This window comes from Blastopirellula sp. SH421, assembly GCF_057808535.1.
The window spans coordinates 3275722-3294843 of the sequence record NZ_CM173712.1; the positions used below are offsets into that span (position 1 = coordinate 3275722).

Genomic DNA, 19122 nt, shown 5'->3' on the forward strand with positions numbered 1-19122 from the left:
GAAATGACTTAGTGATTAAAGAGAAACTCTTTCGCCGTGAGCAGACTCCAGAACAGATCGTCGACCAGTTCCTGACGATCCTCGGCTTTGAGCTGCGCAAACTCGGCGGCGATGGCTTCTGTTTCGGCGGTGGTCGGGAAGCGGCAAAGAGTCGCCAGATAGGCCTCTTCAATGATTTCCTGAGGCGACATTTCGCTCTTCGCGAGCAGCTGCGAACGGCTCCCTTCGGCGCTCAGCTTTTTCAATAGCGTCTCACCGTTGTAGAGATGCAGCGCCTGGGTCATCGACGGTTCGTCGCTTCGTTCGCACTCGCACGTAATCAGACGTTCGGGACGGCCGAAGGTCGCCAGAAAATCGGACTCGACGCTCGCGTCTGGAAGTTGCATCGCTCGGGTGCCGGCGTCAAAACCATTGAACGAGGATGGCGCCTTCGTCACTGCGGCGTAAGCGTCCAAGATCACTTCGGCCGAAAGCCGGCGTGGGTAATAACGCGAATAAAATCGACCGTCATTTTCGTTGCCAGGCAGCGGTTGGCTGCTGCGCTGGTAGGCGGCTGATTGCATGATGGCCCGCATTAGATCTTTGAGCTGGAAGTCATGTTCGATCAGGTACTGCTGCGCGGCGGCGAGTAGCTCTTCGTTACTGGCCGGATTGGTCAGGCGAACGTCATCCACCTTTTCGACCAGCCCTACCCCAAAGAAATTTGCCCAGACTCGATTGACGATCGCTCGCGAAAAATAGGGGTTTTCCGCCGAGGTCAGCCAATCTGCCAGATGTTCGCGGCGATCGTCGGTCGCGGCAAATGGGATCGCTTCACCATCCAGCGGTCGCGGCAATTGCGGCTTGCCGGTTCTGGGCTGCACCAACTCACCGGCGGTGTCTGTAAAGACGGTTCGTTTGCCATCGCCGTTGCGGAAATCGCCACCCCAGCCTTTGCCGCGAACCCGCGAAAAAAGATTCGCCATGCCGTAGTACTGATCGTTGGTCCATTTTTCAAGCGGATGGTTATGGCATTTGGCGCAGCCGATTGAGAGCCCGAGAAACGCCTGGGCGACGGTTTCGGCCATGACGGTCGGATCTTGATGCAGCGCATAAAAGTTGGCGGCGCCATTGTCGTAGGTCCCGCCGCTGGCGGTCACCAGTTCATGCACCATTTCGTCCCAGGGACGATTTTTCTCGACCTGACCGCGGATCCAGCCATAGTAACTTTTGACCGCTTCTGGACGCAGTCGATCGCCGCTGACCAGTAATAGATCGGACCATTGATAGGACCAATAGTCGATAAACTCGGGACGTTCTAACAACGCGTCGATCAGCTTGTCACGCTTGGCCGGGTCTGGATCAGCCAGGAAGGCCCGGGTCTCGGCGGTGGTCGGCAACACGCCGATCGCGTCAAGATAGACGCGCCGCACAAACTGCGCGTCATCGATCGGCGGCGAAGGTGGTAAGTTTAGGCTGGACAGCTTTGCGAGGATCCGATCATCGATAAAATTTCGTCGCGGCGCCGCAGCGATCGCCGCCGTGGAGGGTTCGCCGGGATAAGGGACGCTGACAAAGGCCAGGACATTTTGGTTCAAGAACCAGGCTTTCACCGCGCCTTCGCCGGGACCGACGATCGCTACATGTCCGTCGGCGGCAACTTCGGCGACGGACGTATTAACCGAGTCGAATTTGGCCCAACGAGTCACATCTTCACGGCGACCATCGTCATAGTGAGCGATGACGACCAACTGTTGCTCATCGCCGGGCGTCTGACGACTAGCCGCTGGCAAAATTTCAAGGTGATCCAGTCGCGCGTCGGATTCTTGCGGCGCTGGAGCGCCGTCGGCGATCCACTCGGCGACGGCGAGATAGTCGGGCGAATTGACTTCAAAGCGGACGCCTCCTTTGTGCGGAAGCGTGCCGGTAGGCTTGAGCAGCAGCAAACTGCGGCCGGGTTCGCTATAGGTCACACGGCGCCCTCGTGCGTGCCGTGTGATCGAATCGTAATCGGACGCTGGATCGTATCCAAAGAGCGAAAGTTTAAATCCCTTCTTACCGGCCAGTGCGCCATGGCATGCGCCGCCGTTGCAGTTTGCCTTGGAGAAGATCGACAAAATTTGGTTGCGGAAGTTCCAGTGGAACTCCGCATCTTGGCCGGTAACGCGTACCGGCGCTGTCGAAGTAACGTCGCCGACCGTGGCAGTGATGATTGCCTGACCGTTGGCGTGCGGAATGACGGTTCCGTTGGTTACCGTAGCGATCGATTCGTCCGACGATTTCCAGACCACATCGCGGGCTTCAGCCAACGCCTGGTCACCGTCGTATCGCTGCGCAATGATTCGTTGCGACGATTTAACGGTATCGAGGACGATCTCGCCGGGGAGCACGCTGAGCGAAGGCTCGTTTGCGTGCAAATCGCCGACGACGGCGGCAAAAGCCGCGGCCAGTGCGAGTGACAGGAAAGTACGATGGACGCGCATGGATCCTCTGAAAGTGGAAGCGAAATTGGGAATAGCGCCGCGTTAGAACAATTCATCGATTGCGTGCGCTCCAAAATCAACCAATGGAAAGGGGCGACCGGCAGGGCCGGGGAGCATTGTTTCGAGATTGAGTCCGAGACTACGATAGATGGTTGCGACCACCTCGGACGGCGGTGTAGGACGTTCGGCCGGATAAGCGCCGTTGGGATCACTGCGTCCGACGACGCGACCTCCTTGAACGCCGCCACCGGCAAAATAGACGGTAAAGCATTGCGGCCAATGGTCACGTCCGCCGGCAGGATTGACCCGCGGAGTTCGACCGAATTCGGCCAGATTGCAGACCAACGTATTGTCGAGTAAACCGCGATCGACCAAATCATGGATCAGGGCCGAGTAGGCCTGGTCGTACATTGGCGCGACGATCTCTTTCATCCCTTCGATCGAGGTGAACGGCTTTGATCCGTGGATGTCCCACGTAATTTCGTCGAAGACCGTCAGAAACGTGTTGACGGTAACAAACCGGACGCCGGCTTCGATCAAACGTCGCGCAAGCAGACAGCTTTGACCGAAGCGATTCATGCCGTAACGCTCGCGCATCGCCGGCGATTCTTTGGAGAGATCAAACGCGTCTCGAGCAGCCGGGCTGGTGATCATGCGGTAGGCGGACTCAAAGTTGGCGTCCATCAGCTTGGCGCTCTCGCTGGCTTCAAAGTCGCGCATCGAGCCTTCTACGACTTGGCGCAAACGGCGACGTCGTTCCAGTCTTGCTTGACCGATTTCTTTGGGCGGCAGCAAGTCGGGAACTTGAAAATTAGGCTTCGACGGATCGGCCATCAGCGCGAAGGGGTCATACGCTTTGCCCAGGAATCCGGCGTCTTGTCCGTGCGGCAAATTGCCGCCGGTGTTGCCCATCGGTTCTGGCAAGATCACATGAGCTGGCAAGTCCGTTTTGCGGCCGCGGAGATACTCAAGCACGCAACCGGCATGCGGCGTGTTGACCCCACCGGTGAACAGACGCCCCGTTTGCAACATCTGATGTCCCGTGTCGTGGACCGCAGCGCCGGTGTGATAACAACTGCGCACCAACGAAAATCGATCGGCGATCTCGGCATGTAACGGCAGGATCTCGGTCAGTTGAATGTCGGGACTCTTCGTCGAGATCGGCTTGAAGGGACCACGCACTTCGGCCGGCGCATCGGACTTAGGATCGAAAGTATCCATTTGGCTCGGCGCGCCAAGATTAAAGATCATGATGACGCTACGCTCATCATGATTGTCGGCGATTGCACCTTGCGCTTGGGCGGCCAACAGGTGTGGAAGCGACAAACCGAGGGCGCCCAACGCGCCGACTTGCAAAAAATCACGACGGATCATACCGTCGCAAGTCACCGATTTGGCGCGAGAAGTTAATTGAAGCATATCGCCGCGATGGGTAGGTGGGATGCGACAGGAAGGAGGGCGCTCCTTTCAAACTATCGAACCAGCCCCAGGGCGTCAATGTTTTTTAGAGAAAATCTAGTAAATGCAGAGGTCTTTTGCGCGATCTAGTCGCTGACGGAGAAAGCCTAGCGAGAATCCGAGTGACGCAGGGCCGCTGTCTTGGCCTGTGGAGAATCCCCAAACGCCAACACAACAAGTTCATCTTTTCGCAGAAAGTACGGCGCCGACTCAATGATGGCCAGCTTTTGCTGCGTTTCGATCGACAGGTGATCATACTGAGCTCGGGTCGTTACGATCAGCGGAGACCTGCTTGCCGCGATCGACGCATTTAGCAGTGACTCATCTCCTTGCACTTCCCGGATGGCTCGCCCGCTGTAGAAGACCCAACTTGGCTCTAAGGTGTTGTAAGAGAACAGCTCGTCTGCGTGGTCGCTGTTGCGCAGCAGCGTGATAATGGGTTGATTCATTTGGTGGCGGTCGACCCGCTGCGCGGCGAACGCGAACATTAGCAAGATGAACGCGAGACTCGCGGCTCCATAGGCCGAAAACGCGACAACTGGTTGATGCTTCCAGAAAAAGTAAAACGCGAAGGCTCCACCGACCAGCGGTGAGATGCCGACCACAGCCAAAATCGCTTCTCCGGCAATAAATTGATCGATCGCCAACGGCGTTCCGACCAAAAAGCCAACACCAACCGCGATCGAAATCGCGCAACCGGCGAGGTTCCAATTGCGGCTGACCTGGGTCTCTCTGGAGATAAAACGGGACAACGTAGCGCCAACCAGCAGTGCTAACGCCGGATAACAAGGAGTGACATAGCTAGGAAGCTTGGTCTTGGCGATCGAAAACAACGTGATCCAAACTCCGCACCAACAAGCGAGCAAGATCAGGCCAGGCATCTCCGGCGCGCGGCGGCGAATCTGCGAGACGAGATCCAGTAGGGTCGGCGTAAAGAAAATTGACCACGGGAAAAAGCCGATGCAGATTGCGGCAAGATAAAAGAAGACAGGCCCCTCATGCCCTTCCATCGCGGAGGTGGCGCGGCCGACGTTATGTTCCCAGAAAAACCCCCGGATCCAAGCGAACTCACGCAGGCCAACCCACAAATACCAAGGGAGCGCTACCGCGAAGGCGGCAAGGATCGCGAGGAATGGACGCATGAACCAGCAGGTTTTTAGAAAGTGCAGCGGAGCGAACGGTTGGAGCGGCGTTAGCCAACTTCGCCAACCGCTTGTTGGGTTGGCAGGCAATCTCTGGATCAGCAGAAACATGCCGATGATCGCAGTCGGTAAGATTAAGCCGATCGGACCTTTTGCCAGCATCGCCAGCCCCATCGATCCATAGAGCAAAGCAACTTTCCACCAGGTCTCTGGATAATAACTGGAATCCGGATTTGACCAATCGCCGACTCCCCAGACGTAGACCCACATGGTCAGGGTCACAGTAAAGACCAACAGCGCATCTGGAGTGGCAATTCGCGCCGCCATCGCAAACATCAAAGACGTCGCCAGAGCTAGTGCGCCCCAGAAGGCGGCCTGAGGATTGAACAAGCGGCGGCCAAGGTCGTATGTCAGCAGTACGACCGAAACGCCCAGCGCAGCCGACCAAAAACGAGCTGCAAACTCATTGACGCCTAGGACCGAATAGGCGGTCATCATCAGCCAGTACAGCAACACCGGCTTGTGCGAGCGAACTTCGTCATTAAAGCGAGGAGTCACCCAGTCGTTGGCTTGCAGCATTTCGACAGCGCAGCCGGCGTTGCGAGGTTCGTCACGATCCCAGAGCCGAGGGCCACCGAGATTAGTGAAAAATGCAACTACGGATACGCAGGCCAGCAGCCAAGGGGCAAGTTGTCCCCCCTTCATAAGCAATCCTTTGCTTGGGTGTGAAAATAGGCTGTGAAAGCTTACTCTTAGGCGCCAGCAGAAAGCAACGTCAATTCCTTGGCTAGAATTTGCTGTTCGAAGCGAGAACTTCGCCAGCTACACTAACGTCCCCAAAACCTAAGCTGTTTTGAAAATACGTAACGCCATGCTTCCTTTGTTTTTGCAGAATTCGTTGTGATCTCCGAGCCCCGAAATAAGTCGACCTTGATCGAGTCCCCGCTGTTAGCGGTCGATCCCCAGGATCCAGATTTTGCGCCAACTTCAATGCGGCGTGTTTACTATCTGTCCGCGATCCTGTTTTTGCTTGGCTTTTTGTTGGTACCGATTGACCATGCGGTTAGCGCCAATTTTGTCGAGCCAGGCGATCTGGCCTGGAATATCAAAGGTGACCTTCGCACGCTGATCTTGTTAAGTGAAGCATTCGCCCATGGGACCGGTGTTGTGATAATCGTGATTGCAATGGCCGTCTTGGACCGGCAGCATCGCCGCTTATTTTATGTGCCGCTGCTGACTGCGTTGGGCGGCGGCATGATGGCCAACATAATGAAGGTCTCTCTGCTGGCGCGAATTCGCCCCCACACCTTCGACTTTTCGCAATCAATCTGGGCGAGTTTTTACGCTCCGTTTCCGTTATTCAATCCGGCTGCCTGGTCGCATCTAGGAGAGCATGCCTATCAAGGCTGTCCGTCTGCACACGCGGCGACAGCCGCAGCCCTGGCGGTTTCGTTGACGTTGATCTATCCCCATGGACGCTGGTTGTTTGTCGGCCTGACGCTGTTGGCAGGTTTCCAGCGCGTGCTGGTAGGGGCGCATTTTCCTAGCGACGTGATCTGGGGCTGGGCGGTGGGAACCGCTTTTGCGGCGGTGGTTCTGGATCAAGATCGCTTGATCCGTTGGACCAACGCATGGGTCAATCGCTTACGCCGCGGCGGCGGTGTCACCGCCAGCCTAGAAAAATAGCGGACGTCGCTAAGCGACGCCCGCTAATCAGGGTTAATCTTTCCCAAGAGGAATCGCCGTGGCGACTACTTCTCGGCGCCGGCGCCGGGGGCGGCGTCTGCGGCTGGAGGAAGAACTTCGAGCAGTTCGATGTCAAAGATCAGCACCGAGCTGGGCGGAATGGCCTGATTGCCGCGATCGCCATAGGCGAGATCGGACGGGACAAACAACTTCCATTTAGCGCCGGTCTTCATCAGTTGCAGTGCTTCTGTCCAACCTGCGATCACGCCGCTGACCGGGAAACGAGCCGGTTCACCTCGCTCGTAGGAGCTGTCGAAGACGGTGCCGTCAAGCAAGACGCCTTTGTAATGACAGACTACGTCGTCATTTTTGGTCGGCGAAGGGCCGGTCCCTTCTTTTTCAATGATGTACTGCAAACCACTCTTGGTCGTTTTGACGTTCGGCTTCTTGGCGTTTGCGGCCAGGAAATCGATTCCCTCTTGTTTCGCTGCTGCCATCGACTTTTGCTGTTCGGCAACCAGCACCTTCTGGAATTCAACCATGGTCGCTTGGATCTGTTCAGGAGTCAGTTGCGACTCTTTTCCTTCCAGCGATTCGTTGATCCCCAGCAGCAAGGCTTTGATGTCGATCGTCGGTAGGTCCGATTTGATGTTCGTGCCAAAATTACGTCCGATGACGTAAGAGGCCTTTTGCATGACCGAACCGAGTTCCCCCTGCGGGGCAGCCGGCTCTTGAGCCCGCAGTACGGCCGGACCGAGCGAGAGCAGCGCCAGCGTCAAACATAGGACGCGTTTCATAAGTAATCCTTTCCAGGAGAGGCCGCTTCTGACGGCAAGTAGGTGGGTAGACGCTCGCGGACGCGCCTTGACTGCTAGTATTATTGAAGATTCGCCGCGACTTGGAAATCGGGGAAGAACGGGACTATTTGATCATCCGGAGCCATTGGGTGGCAAATCGCTCTGCTTCGCCGCGGTTGCGAAACAGGCGAATTTCGACCATTGCCCCGGCACGTTGCTCGGGAGTTAGCTTTTTTAGCTGCTGCGTTTGCCACTGAGCGGCCAGGTCTTGAGCATGAAATACATTCGCTGTTCCGAAGGTTTTGCCGTTCACCGCGATCTTTACCGTTGCGGTGAAATGGGCGAATTCAGCGAATGGATGGTTATATACCTGAGACTTCAGGTGGTCGATCATTTCCTTTTCGATCTGGTGAAGGTCGGCGCCAAAATGTTTGGAGAAATCCTCTTGATTGGAGAGAATCACCCCGCCGGCCGAGACGTTGACCGAGCCTTCCATTGGTTTGATCTCGCTCAACTCACGCATCAGATCATTAAAATTGGATCGTCGCTGCGACGCGAGATAATGGGTTAATCCCCAGGCCGAAGCATAGCCGGTCGAGGTCAGCCGCGCCGCTTTCACGGTCTGCTCGACCATGATTCCATCAGCTTGTTCGGCGTCTTTCCCTTTGATGTACGACTCCAGCTCAAACATGCGCATGTCGTTGATCACGCCGGCGCCTTTCCACTTCATGCGTGTACCAAACTCGGTCGGAGCGTAGTACTCGGCGATTCCTTCCGAAATCCACATCGGCCAGCGCGAAAGCCGCTGCTGAACGCCGATGTTGTGCAAGATCTGGTGAGCCCCTTCGTGGGCGATCGTGGAGATTGCCTGTTTGTAGTAAAGGTCTTGTTTAATGGGGGGATCTGTGGGGCGTTCGTACATCACCACATGATTGGCCAGCGTATCGTAGAACGCGACGATTCCCTCTGGGACTTCGCTGAACTGCTGATATTCGGCCTCGGTCGCGAACATAATGACGACTAGTGGTACGTCTGGCTCATGCACTTCGATCCGCTGCGCTTTCGCATGCTTTTGCATACCGGGAATCATCGACTCTAAAATCCGCATGGTCGCATCGGCAAACTCTTGCGATGTGTTGTAAACAAAGACATAGTGCCGACTGGTCCGCGTCTTAAAACCGGGAAACTTCGCCTCGAGTCGCTTGGCTAGCGCTTTTTTGTCCATCCCTTTAAAAAGAGCGTCAGTCCGCCGCAGCTCGCTGACCGCACGGGTCACCATTTGGCCATCGGGAAGCTCGACCACCAGATTGTTGCCGATCATCACATGGATCCGACCGATCACCAGTTCGCCAGACTCGTCGCGGACTTCGACACTGCCGGTAAGCGTGTGCGATACCACACCCGGCGGTAGGTCGAGCCCAAAAGCGCGCGGATTGGGAACTTTGGTTCCTTGAGCGATTGAATCCACTGCCCCTAAGAGGGGTATGGTAAGCCAAGCGGCAATGAAAATCGCTAGTTTTCTCATGGCATGCTTTGGGCTGCGGTCAGGTCGTTTGAAAAGCGGCTTCGGCGGGTTGCTTCTATATTTGCGACGAAACTCCTTTCTGGCAAGGAATTTCCCACTACTGAATTATGAGAAAAACCAAGACTTCGTGGACACAAACGCCGGCTTTCCGGGTTAAACAAACGGGACAGTTGATTGTTCCACCGAACTTATACCTCTGAATCTCGCCAAAAACCATTCTCTAAACTATTGTTTTAGAAGAGCTTACGGCATTTTTTGGCGAACTTATCCATTTTCCGGGTCAATGCATACCACGATGGTCGCAAATTCTATTTTCAAATCCGGCAGGCTTCTTTTGGCGGCGTTCGTCTGCGTTTCTTTGCTATCGACTTCGATTTCGGCCGCTGACCCCGCTTTTGTCGGCGTGTTGGCGTACGCGCTGGATGCTGATGCAGCCGAAAAGCTGAACATCGACGCCGAGACGCAGGAAAAGCTGAAACAGCTCATTGCCGACCGCGAAGATAAAGCGTTGGAACTGGCCCTATCGATCAGCAATCTGCCGAAAGCAGAACAAACTGCTAAGTTGGCGCCGTTTGTCGCCGAGTCCGAAAAGCTCGGTTTTACGCTGCTGACGCCTGATCAGCAGATAGGCCTGAAACGATTTAGCGTGAAGCAAGCCGGCATGGCGTCGTTGCTGACGGCCGAAATCGCCGATCCGCTGAAGTTGACCGCTGACCAAAAAACTCAAATTGCCCAGTTAGCCGGCAACATCGACGCCGCGCAAGCGGCCGGTGCTCCGGCAGTTGAAGCGGCGCGTAAAGATTTTGAACGCGACGCTCGGAAGCTGCTGAGCCCCTCGCAACAAGCGGCCTGGGATCAATTAGCCGGTTTGGTTGGAAAGCCGACTGATCCGCTGACCGAAGTAACTCCCCCAGCCGATCCGCTGCCGGCGGAGATGAAACCCGAAGTCGCCGCTGCGCCTGCACCAGCGGATGCGGCCTCTGCAAGTGATCAGCCAGCCGCAGAGCCAAAGCCAAAAATGGAGCCCGAGGTAGGACCGGATGGCGAACCGTTGTTGCGGTTCAGCTTTCGGTATGCTCCCTGGCGAGACGTGCTGGATTGGTTTGCCGAGAAGTCGGACCTGTCGATGGTGATGGATGCTCCTCCGGCTGGCACATTCAACTACACCGATGGCCGCGCATACACGCCGGCTCAAGCGATTGATCTGCTCAACAGCGTTTTGCTGACCAAAGGGTATACGCTGGTTCGCCGCGAAAAGATGTTGTTGGTAATCAACCTGGAGGACGGCATTCCGCCGAATCTGGTCACGACAGTCTCGGCCGAAGAACTCGATAAACGGGGCGAATACGAACTGGTCAGCACGCTGTTTACGCTAAGCCGGATGACGGCGGAAGAAGCCGAAGCGGAGATCACCAAATTGATCGGGCCGCAAGGTCAAGTCGTCGTCTTGCCGAAGTCCAAACAGATTTTTGTGACCGAAACGGCCGGAAGGTTGCGGACGATTCGCAACGTGATCAATGCTGTCGAACGCCCCTTGAGCGAGCAGGTGCAAATTGTCACGCTTGAGAACGTTGGTCCTGAAGAGGCGCTGACCGTGGTGCGACAATTGCTTGATCTGCCGCCAGAAGCGAACGGCACGGATGATGGCACGCTGCGGATTGCGGTTGACGCGCTCGGTGGTCGGCTGTTTGTCAGCGGCGAGCCAGAACTGACGCAGCGTGTGCAAGAGATCTTGAAAATGGTTGATCAACCAGGCGGCATGGTCGCCGTCAGTGAGCAACCGCAATTGGAAGTTTACGCCGTTGGTTCTTCGCAGCCGGCGACGGTATTGCAAGTGATGCAGACGTTATTGGCCGGCTTGCCGGAAGTTCGTCTGGCGATTGACGAAAATACGGGCAATCTGGTGGCGTTAGCCAAGCCGTCGCAACATGCGACCATTCGCGCAACGCTCGACCAGATGCAGCGCGATTCGAAGAAGATCTCGGTCATTCAGCTGCAATCGGTGGATCCCCAATTGGCCGTGCTGTCGATCAGCAAGTTATTTGGAGGCGGAGGAGAAACGCCGAATCCCAGCGCTCCGATCGTCGATGCCGACCCGATCAGCGGCATGCTGCTGGTGCGTGGTACGCAAGATCAGATCGAGCAGATCAATGATCTGCTTAAGCAGATGGGTGAGGATCCCGAGGCGGCGCTCGCGTCGTCGTTGGATCGTGGACGCGTTCGCACGCTCTCTTTGCCGGGCGCGACCTCCACGCAGATTTTGGATGAGTTAGAAATGATCTGGCCGACGGTCAGCACGGCGCGGATCCGGGTTGTGCGTCCTTCGGCGCCGCCGATCCGGACTGTCAGTCCTAAAGATTCGCCGGCCGAGGATGAGTTCCAAGAGAATCTTCGGCTGCTATTTCCCCCGAATAAAACGCCGGCGATTTTGCGCGAAGATGAATCGGCCCAAACAACTTCCCCATCTCCTTTTCGCTTTGTCAGCGATACGACGGAAGCAGAAACCGCCAAAGCTGCTGAGAGTGAGCCGGGGCAAACCGAGGCAACCGAGCCGAAGAGCCCGGCGACTGCGAAAAAGCAAGCTGAAATCATCATCATGCCGGGTCCCGGTGGGATCGTGATTGCGTCCGACGATACCGAAGCGCTCGACCAACTCGAAGAGTTGATCCAAATGCTGGGAGACCGGATCGCGAATAGCGGCGCTGACTATACCGTCTTTTATCTGAAACATGCTCCGGCTGACGTGGCGGCCGATTTGCTGTCGCGTATTTTGACCGGTCAATCCGCGTCCGGCGGCGGAGATGCAGGAGGGGGCGGATTGTTAGGAGACATGGCTTCGAACATGCTCGGTGGCGGCGGTGGACTGATGGGCTCACTGTTGGGCTTGGGCGGCAGCAGCGGCGGAAGCAGTTACTCCGCATCCGGCAGTTTTTCGGTGGTCGCCGATGGTCGACTCAATGCGTTGGTCGTCAAAGGAACGCCTACCGACGTTCAAGTGATCGAGCAATTGCTTAAAATCATTGATCAGCCCTATAGTCCAGAAGAAGTCCAAACCAAAGCCAAGCCGCGTATGATTCCGGTCATGTTTCAACCGGCCAGTGATGTATTGAATGTGGTGAAACAAGTCTACGCCGATCGGATCGCCGAAGCGGCCGGGAGCGGCGGCCAACAGCGTCAACCAAGTCCAGAAGATTTCATCCGCGCCTTGGGCGGCGGTCGCGGAGGTCGCGGCGGCGGACAAGGTGGTGGCCAAGGCGCGCAGAGCGAACCGCCCAAGATGACAATCGGCGTCGATACACGCAGCAACGCGCTGATCGTCTCGGCTCCGGAGCCGTTGTTTCAAGAAGTCAAATTGTTGGTCGAGCAACTCGACCAAGCAGGATCAGATTCGCAAGAGACGATGCAGGTAGTCAACATTCGCAAGTCGAATCCCGTGACGGTGCAAAACGCGCTCAAATCCATTTTGGGCGCCAACGTCACGTCGAACACCACTTCAACTACTTCTAGTTCCAACGGACAAGCGACTCCTGGTCAGCCGCAACAGCCGAGTCAGGCGGACGCCGACGCAATGCGGCAACGGATGGAGATGTTTAATCGCATTCGAGGCGCCATGGACCAGCAAGGTGGTCGCGGTGGCCGTGGCGGCGGAGGAGAAGGTGGCGGCGGAGATCGCGGAGGTCGCGGTCGCGGCGGACGTTAGTCGGCCCAGCAGGCAATCTCGCAAGAAATGAACCGAGACCGCACGAAAGCCGTGCGGTCTCGGTTTTTGGGCAAATGACGACTGTTTGGCGTTATTTCCGGCGCAGATTACATCCAGCCAGGGGGATAATCTTTCGACAGATAGGATTCTGCCTGACTGAAGTTCGGGATCGCCATTCTGGTGGAGTCCCACTTCAACGATTGACCAGGGAAGCGAATTGCGATGGTTCCCAGCAGTACCGTCTCGGTCAGCGGGACCGCGTAATCGAAAGTCGAAGTCGTTTTGTCTTCTCCCCGACAAGCGTCGGCCCATTGGACGTAGTGATCGACTCCGTCAACCGCTTGATACTTGGCCTCGGTCTCCTCTCCTTTTAGGTAGAGCTTGGGCATTGCGACGTGGGGGATGACGAGCGTCCCCTTTTCGCCGATCAGGATCGAGCCGGCGCCGGGAAGCTCAGCCGACTTCGGCAGACTCGTCAGCGCTGATTCGGGCGGACGAACGCCAGCAGCGTCGTACCACGTGACCTTGATCGTGTCGCCGGCGGTTCGTTCGGTGCCGGGGAAGACGTAACTGACGGTCGCTTTGTCGGTCCAGGTTTCTGCTTTAAGCGGCGGCGCTTCAGCGACCAGTTCTAACGGCGCAGTCAGCTCTAGCGCTTTGAAAACCGGATCGAGAATGTGGCAGCCGAAGTCTCCCAGTTGTCCGGTGCCGTATGCTTGCCAGCCGCGCCAGTTGAACGGATGGTACATCCCGGTCAGGAACGGGCGATGGGGAGCAACCCCTTGCCAGAGATCCCACGCAACGGTCTTGGGGACAGGATCAGAACCGGCGGGCCGATCGATGTTACGGGGCCAACTGGGTTGACCTGCTTGCCAGGAATGGACTTCCAGCACTTTGCCGATTTGGCCAGCGTGGACCAGCGCGACCGCGGTGCGATAGGCGGTGTGGGATTGAATTTGGTTACACATCTGTGTGACCACTTTGTGTTGCTGCGCGGCCAACTGCATCTGCCGAGCCTCTTTGACGGTATGTGTCAGCGGCTTTTGGCAGAAGACATTTTTACCCAGCGCCATCGCCGAAAGTGAGATCGGAGCATGCATAAAGTCAGGCGTCGAGACGATCACGCCATCAATGTCGTCCGATTTATCGAGCATTTTGCGATAGTCGGCGTAAGTGCGCGCTGCAGGATACTTCTCGGCCGCGCGACCCAGGTGATCGTACGAGCTGTCGATGTTACACAGCGCTACGACTTCGACAGCAGGACTCGCGGCGACTCCTAACAGGTCGCTCCAGCCTTTGCCGCCGGTTCCGACACTGGCGACACGCAACTTTGCATTCGCTCCCATGACGCGGGAATAAGAAACGGCTGGCAGTGCCAATGCAGCGCCGGCGAGACCGAGCTGTTTCACAAATTGACGTCGACTTGGCTTTGGAATCATGAGCATTTCTCAAGAGGATCGGTGGTGGGCATCCCAGGTAGGAACATCTAGTCTCCCTGATGGGAATAGCCGCCGTCAACATGATTTTATAATATTGTGGGCCCCGAAGCGACAAAAGATATCACCTGAGATCATCCACCATCAGGTAGATGCAATTCGTCCCAATTTCGGCGTTTAGCGAAAGCTAAGACGCCATCTACCTGATCCAAGTCGCAAAGTTAAAAGCCCGTGTTCGGCATTTTCGGCACAAACTACCTATTTTTTGCGATTATCCCAGGCAGCTATCGCCGCGGATTTTGCAGTCAGGACGAGTCAATGGTCGATGAATGGAAGGTGATGATAGCTGCTTTCTTTGAGAAAGGTCGCCTGTGCAGAATTCGGAGCTCCTCACGCTGCAAACGTTTGTAGCCGACTGCGCCTCACGGAACCTGATTCAGTGGTGGTTTGAGTCTCTGGGAACGCCTGCTCGGGATAGCTTGAATCGGGCCCTGTTCGATAGTCACACGCGCGGTTTAAAACCGCTCGCTTCTCCGGAAGTTCGCCGTGCTGTCTGGCAATGTGCGCTGCGGCACGAAAGCTTACATGCGCTGATCGCTGAATCGGCCGGAGCCGAGCCGACCTGCCAATCGCTGCAGCAAGGGGATCGAATCCGACTGCGCAGTTCAATGCCCATCTTGGACGTAACCGGCCGCATCATCCGTGTCCATCGCGGAGGCGAAACTTGGCGCGTTATCGGCCGAGACGGTCAGCAATCAATCTGGCTTGAACAACCTGATGGCTGCCGTCAACAGTGGGAAGATGAGCGAGAGATTTTGTCGCAGTTTGAGAAGATCGCTGGGTGAACTTTTGAATGACTACTCCGCGTGCTTCTTCCTCACCAATCGGCTGACCTGTTTAAATCGCTCGTCTCCGGCGCGTTCGCACCATTCAAACATTGCGGCTTCGGTTGTAGTCAACACTGCGCCGGCTGATTCCATGCGCCGCAGTGCAATCTCTTTTTCGAGCGGAAAGCGTGAGCCGATGGCGTCGACGGCGATATAAACATCAAAACCAGCGGCAAGCAGATCGAGCGCCGTTTGCTGGATGCAGACGTGAGCTTCTACCCCGACCAGCAACAGCTTGTGAATCGTTCGCTGGGGTAGATCTTTGAGTAGCCCAGGAACCCCGCAAGCGCTGAAAGCGATCTTTGCAGGCAGCTCTGGCAGCAGAGAATGAAGCGGCTCAACCGTCGCTCCCAATCCCTGGGGGTATTGTTCGGTTCCCAGCACCGGCATATCAAACAGCTGCGCCGTCAAAACCAAACGTTGCACGTTTTCGATAATGGATTCGGCCTGGTCAATGACCGGCATTAGCCGCTCTTGCAGGTCGATCAGCAGTAGCGCCGTATCGCTGCTAGACATCAACAGCGGGCTCCGGAAATAGCCGGGTGCATCAGACGGAGCGTTCATGGTTACGAGCGGTCTTCACCGTGGAGAAGTTGGCGGTTTGCGGTCCTAGTCGCGAGCAGGTCGATCCGTCACAATATCCAGAGATCGAAACCCCGAAAGTCTTTGCGATGAAAATACGTTCTACCACGATTTTGACCGTGCGGCACAATGGCCGCGTCGCAATCGGCGGCGATGGTCAAGTTACCATGAATTCGTCGGTCATGAAATCCGATGCACACAAGATTCGCCCGCTGCTGGGCGGCAAAGTGATCTGCGGCTTCGCTGGATCGACCGCGGACGCTTTTTCGCTGCTGGAACGGTTTGAAGGCAAACTGAAGGACTATCCCAGCAACGTCCCCAAGGCGGCGACCGAGCTGGCGAAGGAATGGCGAACCGATCGCGCGATGCGGCGTTTAGAAGCGTTGATGACGGTGATTAGCGGTGAACATACGTTTTTGATCAGCGGAACCGGCGACGTGATTGCGCCAACCGATGGAGTACTGGGAATTGGTTCTGGCGGCGATTACGCGGTTGCTGCCGCGAGAGCCTTGGTCGAGCATAGCGTCTTGTCTGCTGATGAAATCGTCCGCGCATCGCTGAAGATCGCCGCGGGAATCGATATCTACACCAATGACAATATCATGGTCGAAAGTATGGAGAGCCAATCGTGAGCCAATCGCCGCAAGAGTTGACTCCGCGCGAGATCGTCGCGGCGCTGGATCAAAATATTGTTGGTCAGGCCGACGCCAAACGAGCGGTTGCAGTCGCGGTGCGCAACCGTTGGCGGCGTAAGCAACTGCCAGAAGAGCTGCAAAATGAAATCGCACCGAAGAACATCATGATGATGGGACCAACCGGCGTAGGCAAAACCGAGATCGCGCGACGACTGGCGAAACTAACCGGTGCTCCGTTCCTAAAAGTTGAAGCGACCAAGTACACCGAAGTTGGCTATTACGGCCGCGACGTCGAAAGCATGGTTCGTGAACTGGTCGAAACCTCGATAGCGATGGTCCGTGAGCGAGAGCGAAAGAATGTCGAAAAGGATGCGGCGGTTCGCGTCGAAGAGCGTTTGCTCGACCTGCTGGTCCCCCGCCCTGTCTCCTACGAGATGGCGAGTGAAGAAGAGTCAGCAACCGATCATTACGAGCGAACCCGCGAACGCTTTCGCGGCATGCTGCGCGGTGGTGAGCTGGAGCAGCGGAAGGTCGAGCTAACGATCGAGCAAAAGTCATCGCCGATGATGCTTGGCGGCATGGGGCTGGAACAAATGGATGTTGATCTGCAAGGAATGTTTGAGAAGATCTTGCCCAAGAACTCGTCACGCCGCGAAATGACCATTGCTCAGGCCCGCGGCGTGTTGTTAGAGCAAGAGAGCGAAAGCCTGCTCGACAAAGACGCGATCAATCAAGCGGCGATTGAGTTAGCGGAGAATCTGGGAATCATCTTCCTAGATGAGCTGGACAAGATCATCGCGACAGACGGCAAAGGCGCCGACGTATCGCGCCAAGGGGTGCAGCGCGACTTGCTGCCGATCGTCGAAGGAACGACAGTCCAAACCAAGCATGGCTACGTTTCGACCGATCATGTGTTGTTCATTGCCGCCGGAGCGTTTCATAAGACCAGTCCCAGCGAATTGATGCCAGAACTGCAGGGGCGATTTCCGATTCGAGTTGAATTGAATGATCTGACCAAAGATGACTTTGTCCGCATCCTGACCGAGCCCAACGCTTCGCTCACGATGCAGTACAAAGAGCTGTTAGAAACGGAAGGGCTGAACATCCACTTCACCGCCGACGCAATCGAAGAGTTGGCGGCTTTTGCATTTCAAGTGAATCAAACGACTCAAAATATTGGAGCCCGCCGATTGTATACGATCATGGAGCGGCTGCTGGAAGAGCTCAGTTTTGAGGCGCCAGACATGAAGTCGCAGCAGGTGACGATCGACGCCGCCTACGTGCGAGAGCGTTTGACCAAGGTTTCGCAAGATGAAGACCTGAGCCGGTTTATTTTATGAGCAGCCGCCTTGGGTTTGCAGTTTTTACCGCGCTAGGGTTGGCGGTTTGCACGTTGACTGGCTGCGGTTTGTCGCGCGATTCGGCTCTGTCGCGAGAAACAGTGACCGTCTTGGCGGCCGCCAGTCTGACCAATGCGATTCAAGAAGCAGCCGATGCTTGGTCCACTCAGTCAGGACTGCAAGTGCGGATTAGTTTTGGTCCTTCCAATGCGTTAGCGCAACAGATTTTGGCGGGCGCTCCTGCCGATATTTATATCTCAGCCAATGAGCAATGGGCCGATTCGCTGGTCAAGCAAGACCTCATCAAGCAGCGCGTGGCGCTATTGTCAAATCGATTGGTATGGATTGTGCCTCGTGACAATCCCGCCGAAATCATCGATCCCAGTGAGATCACGACGAAAGCTAAGCAAATCGCAATTGCAGGTGAAAATGTTCCGGCTGGTATCTACTCGGCTCAGTCACTTCGCGCGACCGGCCTGTATGATCTGCTGGGCGATCGCATCGTGCGGGGCAATGATGTGCGGACCACGCTGACTTACGTGGAACAAGGGGAAGTCGACGCCGGCATTGTTTATTTAACGGATGCGGCGAGCTCTGCTCGGGTGAGCGTCTTGGGAGAACTCGACCCTGCGAGTTACGCGCCGATCATTTACCCTGCGATTTTGCTCAAGGATGCGTCGCCTGCGGCGGCTGACTTCTTTACCTTCCTGCAATCGGCGGAGGGGAGCAAGATTTTTGCGCGGCATCAGTTTGTTTCGCTGCCAGATCGTGCCGGAGAAGCAAATGACGCCGGCCGACCTTAGCGCTATCGCGGTCAGCCTCAAGGTGGCGCTGGTTGCCGTGATTTGCAGTTTGCCCTGGGGGATCGCCGCCGGTTGGTTGCTGGCGCGAAAGCGATTTCCGGGCAAAATAGTGTTGGAAACGATCATCAATCTTCCGCTGGTGATGCCGCCGGTGGTGACGGGGTATCTGCTGCTGATCACGTTCGGCAGACGCGGGCCAATCGGCAGTTGGCTGGAAGATTGGTTCGGCATCCAATTGGTGTTTGATTGGAAGGGCGCTGCATTGGCGGCGGCGGTTGTTTCGTTTCCGCTGTTGGTGCGCTCTATTCGTTCTGCGATCGCCAGCGTGGATCTCCGTCTTGAAGACGCGGCTCGTACGCTGGGGGCAAGTTCGCTTGATCTGTTCTTTAGCATCACATTGCCTTTGGCGCGCCGCGGAGTGATTGCCGGCGCCGTGTTGGCCTTTGCCCGAGCTCTGGGTGAGTTTGGCGCAACGATTATGATTGCCGGCAATATCGCAGGTGAGACTCGCACAATTCCGCTGAAGATTTATAGTGAACTAGAAACGCCGGGGGGAGAGCGTCAGATTGCGATGTTGATCCTAGCGTCGATCGTCATCTCGGCCGCCGCGCTGCTTGTCAGCGAGTATCTAGAGCGTCGCACCGATCCAACTAACCAGGCATAAGTCCC

General features: G+C 56.3%; 14 protein-coding genes. 7 read left to right on the forward strand and 7 right to left on the reverse strand.

The window, feature by feature from the left end; genetic code table 11:
• Positions 1-8: 8 nt before the first annotated feature.
• From SH421x_RS13705 to SH421x_RS13715, 3 genes are all read right to left on the reverse strand, one after another.
• Positions 9-2462, reverse strand: coding sequence for a DUF1549 domain-containing protein (locus tag SH421x_RS13705; RefSeq protein WP_488856324.1), 2454 nt, complete (start codon positions 2460-2462; stop codon positions 9-11).
• A gap of 42 nt (positions 2463-2504) precedes the next feature.
• Positions 2505-3881 (reverse strand): DUF1501 domain-containing protein, encoded by a 1377-nt coding sequence (locus tag SH421x_RS13710; RefSeq protein ID WP_488856325.1) that lies wholly within the window; start codon positions 3879-3881, stop codon positions 2505-2507.
• Between the two features lie 146 nt (positions 3882-4027).
• Positions 4028-5767 carry an ArnT family glycosyltransferase gene (locus SH421x_RS13715; protein WP_488856326.1) on the reverse strand — a complete coding sequence of 580 codons (1740 nt, stop codon included), beginning with the start codon at positions 5765-5767 and terminating at the stop codon, positions 4028-4030.
• Positions 5768-5962: 195 nt separating this feature from the next.
• Here SH421x_RS13715 and SH421x_RS13720 point away from each other — a divergent pair, with 195 nt between their 5' ends.
• On the forward strand, positions 5963-6748 hold the full coding sequence (locus tag SH421x_RS13720) for a phosphatase PAP2 family protein (RefSeq protein ID WP_488856328.1): 786 nt from the start codon (positions 5963-5965) through the stop codon (positions 6746-6748).
• 65 nt (positions 6749-6813) lie between these two features.
• On the opposite strand, the gene bamJ is transcribed toward SH421x_RS13720, so the two are convergent.
• On the reverse strand, positions 6814-7545 hold the full coding sequence (bamJ, locus tag SH421x_RS13725) for a BamJ family beta-barrel-assembly machinery protein (protein ID WP_488856330.1): 732 nt from the start codon (positions 7543-7545) through the stop codon (positions 6814-6816).
• Between the two features lie 124 nt (positions 7546-7669).
• Positions 7670-9013: a DUF1570 domain-containing protein gene (locus tag SH421x_RS13730; protein ID WP_488856331.1), complete on the reverse strand. Its 1344-nt coding sequence runs from the start codon at positions 9011-9013 to the stop codon at positions 7670-7672.
• A gap of 391 nt (positions 9014-9404) precedes the next feature.
• Between SH421x_RS13730 and SH421x_RS13735 the strand changes: the two genes are divergently transcribed.
• On the forward strand, positions 9405-12770 hold the full coding sequence (locus tag SH421x_RS13735) for a secretin N-terminal domain-containing protein (RefSeq protein WP_488856332.1): 3366 nt from the start codon (positions 9405-9407) through the stop codon (positions 12768-12770).
• 107 nt (positions 12771-12877) lie between these two features.
• Here the strand turns inward: SH421x_RS13735 and SH421x_RS13740 are convergent, their stop codons facing one another.
• Positions 12878-14215, reverse strand: a complete 1338-nt coding sequence (locus SH421x_RS13740) for a Gfo/Idh/MocA family protein (protein WP_488856333.1) — start codon at positions 14213-14215, stop codon at positions 12878-12880.
• A 362-nt stretch (positions 14216-14577) separates the two neighbouring features.
• Here SH421x_RS13740 and SH421x_RS13745 point away from each other — a divergent pair, with 362 nt between their 5' ends.
• Positions 14578-15051 carry a hypothetical protein gene (locus tag SH421x_RS13745; protein ID WP_488856335.1) on the forward strand — a complete coding sequence of 158 codons (474 nt, stop codon included), beginning with the start codon at positions 14578-14580 and terminating at the stop codon, positions 15049-15051.
• 12 nt (positions 15052-15063) lie between these two features.
• Here the strand turns inward: SH421x_RS13745 and SH421x_RS13750 are convergent, their stop codons facing one another.
• Complete coding sequence (locus SH421x_RS13750) at positions 15064-15657, reverse strand: hydrolase (protein ID WP_488856336.1); 594 nt, start codon at positions 15655-15657, stop codon at positions 15064-15066.
• Between SH421x_RS13750 and hslV the strand changes: the two genes are divergently transcribed.
• From hslV to modB, 4 genes are read left to right on the forward strand one after another with little or no spacing between them, the layout of a single operon-like run.
• Positions 15636-16307: an ATP-dependent protease subunit HslV gene (hslV, locus tag SH421x_RS13755; protein ID WP_488856338.1), complete on the forward strand. Its 672-nt coding sequence runs from the start codon at positions 15636-15638 to the stop codon at positions 16305-16307. The genes SH421x_RS13750 and hslV overlap by 22 nt on opposite strands.
• Positions 16304-17650, forward strand: a complete 1347-nt coding sequence (gene hslU, locus SH421x_RS13760) for an ATP-dependent protease ATPase subunit HslU (RefSeq protein WP_488856339.1) — start codon at positions 16304-16306, stop codon at positions 17648-17650. Before hslV ends, hslU begins: the two co-directional genes overlap by 4 nt.
• Positions 17647-18453: a molybdate ABC transporter substrate-binding protein gene (gene modA / locus SH421x_RS13765; RefSeq protein ID WP_488856340.1), complete on the forward strand. Its 807-nt coding sequence runs from the start codon at positions 17647-17649 to the stop codon at positions 18451-18453. The genes hslU and modA overlap by 4 nt, the downstream gene beginning before the upstream one ends.
• Positions 18434-19117 carry a molybdate ABC transporter permease subunit gene (modB, locus tag SH421x_RS13770; protein ID WP_488856341.1) on the forward strand — a complete coding sequence of 228 codons (684 nt, stop codon included), beginning with the start codon at positions 18434-18436 and terminating at the stop codon, positions 19115-19117. Before modA ends, modB begins: the two co-directional genes overlap by 20 nt.
• Positions 19118-19122 lie beyond the last annotated feature (5 nt).